Source organism: Saccharopolyspora sp. NPDC002686, assembly GCF_040295745.1.
GTDB lineage: Bacteria > Actinomycetota > Actinomycetes > Mycobacteriales > Pseudonocardiaceae > Saccharopolyspora > Saccharopolyspora oryzae.
Genome location: NZ_JBEOVY010000493.1, coordinates 1 through 4,405 on the forward strand (window position 1 = coordinate 1; position 4,405 = coordinate 4,405).

At 70.4% G+C, this 4,405-nt stretch carries 3 protein-coding genes; all 3 read right to left on the bottom strand.

Annotation, left to right across the window (positions count from 1 at the left end; all coding sequences use genetic code 11):
• Positions 1 to 36: 36 nt before the first annotated feature.
• The gene (locus ABTZ89_RS36215; RefSeq protein ID WP_270949642.1) at positions 37 to 1,188 is read right to left on the bottom strand and encodes a Glu/Leu/Phe/Val family dehydrogenase; all 1,152 of its coding nucleotides are present in this window, start codon (positions 1,186 to 1,188) and stop codon (positions 37 to 39) included.
• Positions 1,189 to 1,317: 129 nt separating this feature from the next.
• Positions 1,318 to 2,466, bottom strand: a complete 1,149-nt coding sequence (locus ABTZ89_RS36220) for an NAD(P)/FAD-dependent oxidoreductase (RefSeq protein ID WP_351053487.1) — start codon at positions 2,464 to 2,466, stop codon at positions 1,318 to 1,320.
• Positions 2,463 to 4,040, bottom strand: coding sequence for an aldehyde dehydrogenase family protein (locus ABTZ89_RS36225; protein ID WP_351053490.1), 1,578 nt, complete (start codon positions 4,038 to 4,040; stop codon positions 2,463 to 2,465). Before ABTZ89_RS36225 ends, ABTZ89_RS36220 begins: the two co-directional genes overlap by 4 nt.
• Positions 4,041 to 4,405: the final 365 nt, after the last annotated feature.

The following is a 4,405-nucleotide window of genomic DNA, read 5'->3' on the forward strand; positions in this document are numbered from 1 at the left end:
AGCACCGCAAAGTGCTCACGAGCCTCGACCTGCGGACTAGGCGGGCTGCGGGAGTCGTCCGCGCAGCTCCATCGCGGTGCGCACCCGTTGCTTGGCCAGGTCGAGAGCCGCTTCGTGCGGGAGCATTCCGCTGCGGTTCGCGGTGTCGAGGACGAGCACGGTGTTGTTGCGGGTGCGTTCGGCGACCTCGGCCAGGATGGCGGTCGGTTCGGGGCGGAACGCGGAGTGCCGCGCATCCATGGCGAAACCGGCCGCGATGGCGCCACCGGCGTTGGCGATGAAGTCCGGCACCACCGTGATCTCGCGCCCGGCCAACAGCATTCGCGCCTCGGGCGTGGTCGGCAGGTTCGCGCCCTCCACGACCAGATCGGCCCGGATCTTCGCCGCCACGCCTTCGTCGATGACGTCCTGCCCGGCCGCGGGAACCAGCACGTCGCAGTCCACCAGCAGCTCCTCGCCGCGCGGGATGCGTTGCGAGTCAGCGGCTTTGGCCACGCAGGCGTCGCCGAAGTCGGCGCGCGCGTCCAGCCACTTCGGCACGTCCAAGCCGTCCGGGTCGTGCACCGAACCGTCGATCGTGGACAGCGCGACCAGCTGCGCGCCGAGCTCGTGCAGCCGCTTGGCGGCAGCGGCACCGACCGCGCCGAAGCCCTGCACTGCGACTCGAGCGCCCTTGATGTCGCGCCCCTGGTGCCGCAGCGCGGCTTCGACGGCTTCGGCGACCCCGTGACCGGTCACGCCGAGCTGGTCGTAGGGCACCCCGCCCAGCGTTTCCGGCACGCCGACCGCTGCGCCGCGGTCGCCGAGCTCGTCCTGGATGATCGCCGCGTCGTGCTCGGTCATGCCCATGTCCAGTCCGGCGACGTAGCTCGCCGGGATCTGGTCGGCCAGCCGCCGCGCGAAGGCGCGCACGATCCGCTCCTTGTCGGGGGAGTCGGGGTCGGCGAAGATGCCCGCCTTGGCCCCGCCGTGGAACAGGTCGACCGCAGCCCACTTCCACGTCATCACCCGCGCCAGCCGGGCGATCTCGCCGACGGTGACGGTCGGGCTCATGCGGGTGCCGCCCTTGCCGGTGCCGCGGGCGGTGTTGTCGATGACCAGCACGCCCCGCATCCCGGTGCGCGCGTCCGAGACGCACACGACCTTCTCCGGACCCCACTCGTCGATCTCCTGCAACAGATCACGCACGGTTAGCGCTCCTCGTAGAGAATGCGGAATTTGTCTTGCTCTGCGGTGCTGGTCACCTCCCGGCACGCGATTTCAATGGAAATCAGAGGTCCGAATTCCATTGAAATCGCGTTACCGGGTGACCGCCGGTCACACGCAGTTGTGCTCGGGGCGGATCTCGGCGGCGGCGAAGCGGCGCACGTCCAGCGCCGAGACGTCGACCACCGGGGGACGGTCGAGCACGAGATCGCGCAGCACCTCGCCGATGGCGGGGCCCTGCAGGAATCCGTGCCCGGAGAAACCGGTGGCGTACAGGAACCGGCCTGGCCCGTCGGCCTCACCGACCAGCGCGTTGTGGTCGGGCGTGACCTCGTAGAGCCCGGCCCACCCGTGCGCCACGCCGACCTCCGCTAATCGGGGCGCCCGCCGGGCCACCGCGTCGGAGAGCCGCCCGAGCCAGCGGTCGTCGGTGCTCAGGTTGAACCCGTACTCCTCGTCGGGGTCGGACATCCCGATGAGCAGCCCGGGGCCTTCGTCGTGGAAGTAGAAGCTGGTGGCGAAGTCGATGGTGAACGGCAGCCGGGGCGGCAGGTCCGCGACCGGCTCGGTGACCAGGATCTGCCGCCGCAGCGGGCGGACCGGCAGCTCGACGCCGACGAACTCGCCGATCGCCGCCGACCACGCACCCGCCGCGCACACCACGGTCGAGGTCGCCACCGACCCGTGATCGGTGTGCACGGCGGTGATCTGACCGCCGGTCACGTCGATCCCGGTGACGGCGCAGTGCCGCCGGATCACCGCGCCGTGCTGCCGGGCGGCCTGCGCGTAGCCCTGCACCACGGCCTCCGGCGTGCAGTGCCCGTCGGTGGGGGAGAAGGCGGCGGCCAGCAGCCCGTCGGGCACCGCGTACGGGGAGAGCTCGCAGGCCTCGGCGACGCTCAGCATCCGGCTCGGCACCCCGAACTCGTTCTGCAGCCGGACGCCGTCCTCGAACGCCGCGACGTCCTCGGGGTCCGACAGCAGGAACAGGTAGCCGTGCTGCTTGAGGTCGATCTCCCCACCGGGCCTGCGCGCGAAGTCCTCGAACGCGCGCAGGCTGCGCTGGCCCAGCTCGATGTTGACCGGGTCGGAGAACTGCGCCCGAACGCCGCCGGCGGCCTTGCAGGTGCTGCCCGAACCGAGTTCGTCGCGCTCCAGCAGCAGCACGTCCACGCCGGCCTCGGCGAGGTGGAAGGCGGTGCTCGCGCCCACCACCCCGCCGCCGATCACGACGACCTCCGCCCGCGCGGGCAGCGTCACCGCGCACCGCCGAGTTCGGGGGGCAGCTGGTAGTCCAGCTCCGGTTCCACGGTGTCGACGTCCATCTGGGCCTTCTGCAGCTTGCCGGAGAAGTCCCAGTTCAACGACTGCCAGCGGGTGAACTGGTCGAGCACCCACACCCCGGACTGGCGGCTGCCGTTGCCGGACTTGCCGTTGCCGCCGAAGGGCAGGTGCGCCTCGGCACCCGAGGTGGAGTTGTTCACGCTGACCATGCCCGCGCCGATGCCCTGCCGGAAGCGGAACGCGCTGGCCGGGTCGGTGGTGTAGATCGCTGCGGACAGCCCGTAGCCCGGCGCGTTGCCCAGCTCGATCGCCTCGTCCAGCGTCTCGTAGGTGCTCACCCCGACGATCGGCCCGAAGGTCTCGTTGCGGAACACGTGGTCGTCCGGGCGCAGCCCGTCCAGCAGCACCGGGTGGTAGTACAGGCCGGTCGCCGGGTCGCCGTGGAAACCCTTGCGCGGCGCGGATTCGGTGATCCGGCCGACCGATTCGGAACCGAGCACGGTGTGGTGGTCCTGGATCTGGCCCAGGATGTTCTCGAAGTTGTCGGCGAACTTCTGGTCCAGCAGCGGCCCGTAGAGCACGTCACCGGTCGGGTCGCCGATGGTGGCCGCGCGCAGCGCCGCGTCGAGCCGGCGCACGAACTCGTCGTGGATGTCCCGGTGCACGATCAGGTTGCCCAGCGAGGTGCAGCGCTGCCCGGCGGTGCCCCAGCCGGAGAACAGCGCGCCCTCCACGGCCAGGTCCAGCTCGGCGTCCGGGGTGACGATCATCGGGTTCTTGCCGCCCAGCTCCAGGCACGGGCTCTGCAGGTACTTGCCGCACAGCGCGCCGACCTGCGAGCCGACCGCGCTGGAACCGGTGAACCCGACCTTGTTCACGGTGCCCGCCGCCAGCGCGGTCTCCAAGCCTTGGAAGGTCGATTCGCCGTCGGCGTAGACCAGGTTCAGCACGCCCTTGGGCACTCCCGCCCGCCAGGCCAGCTCGGCCAGCGCGCGGGCGACCCCGGCGGCGTACTCGGCGGGCTTCCACACCACTGCGTTGCCGCACAGCAGCGCGGGTACGAGGTACCAGGACGGGACCGCGGCGGGGAAGTTGCCCGCGGTGATCACGACCGCCACGCCCACCGGGACCCGGAAGGTGAACAGCTGCTTGTCCGGCATCTCCGAGGGCACGGTCTGGCCGTAGAGGCGCCGGCCCTCGCCCACGAAGAAGTCGCAGGTGTCGATGATCTCCTGGACCTCGCCCAGCGCCTCGGCGCGCGGCTTGCCGATCTCGCGGGTCACCAGCCGCGCCAGCGACTCCTTGTTGGCCTCCACCAGCCGGCCCAGACCGGCGATCACGCGCCCGCGCACCGGTGCCGGGACCTGCGCCCACTCGCGCTGCGCGCGCTGAGCCTGCTCGGTCGCCGCGGGCAGCACCTCGGGACCACCGAGCGTGACCTCGGCGACCACGTCCTCCAGGTTCGCCGGGTTCCGCGAGAGGTACTCGCCCCCGCCGTCGACCCGTGCCGGGGTGTCCGGACCGATCACGGAGCTCAACGTCGACTGCACCGAATGCACCTCTTCCTGCTCGAACGTCTCTGTGCCGTCGGAGGTGACGCCTCGATGTGCTGCACGCCACCTTCGCCGCAGGCTCACCGTAGTTCGTCGGAGGGGTGTTCGCGGAGAATCAGGAGAGTGATTTCTCCTCCAGCTGAACAACAGCAATCCTGTTGCTCGTCACCCGTGCCTCGTGCTCCGCACGTCCGGCCCGGGCCCGCAGTTTCAATTGAAACTGTGATCCGCCGTGCCTGGAGTCCGCAGTTTCAATTGAAACTGTGCGTCCCCGGCGTGTCCGGACCCCGACGCGCCGGTGCGTGTCGGGACTCCCGCAAATTCAATGGAAATACTAAGTAATAATTCCAAGTATATTTGGG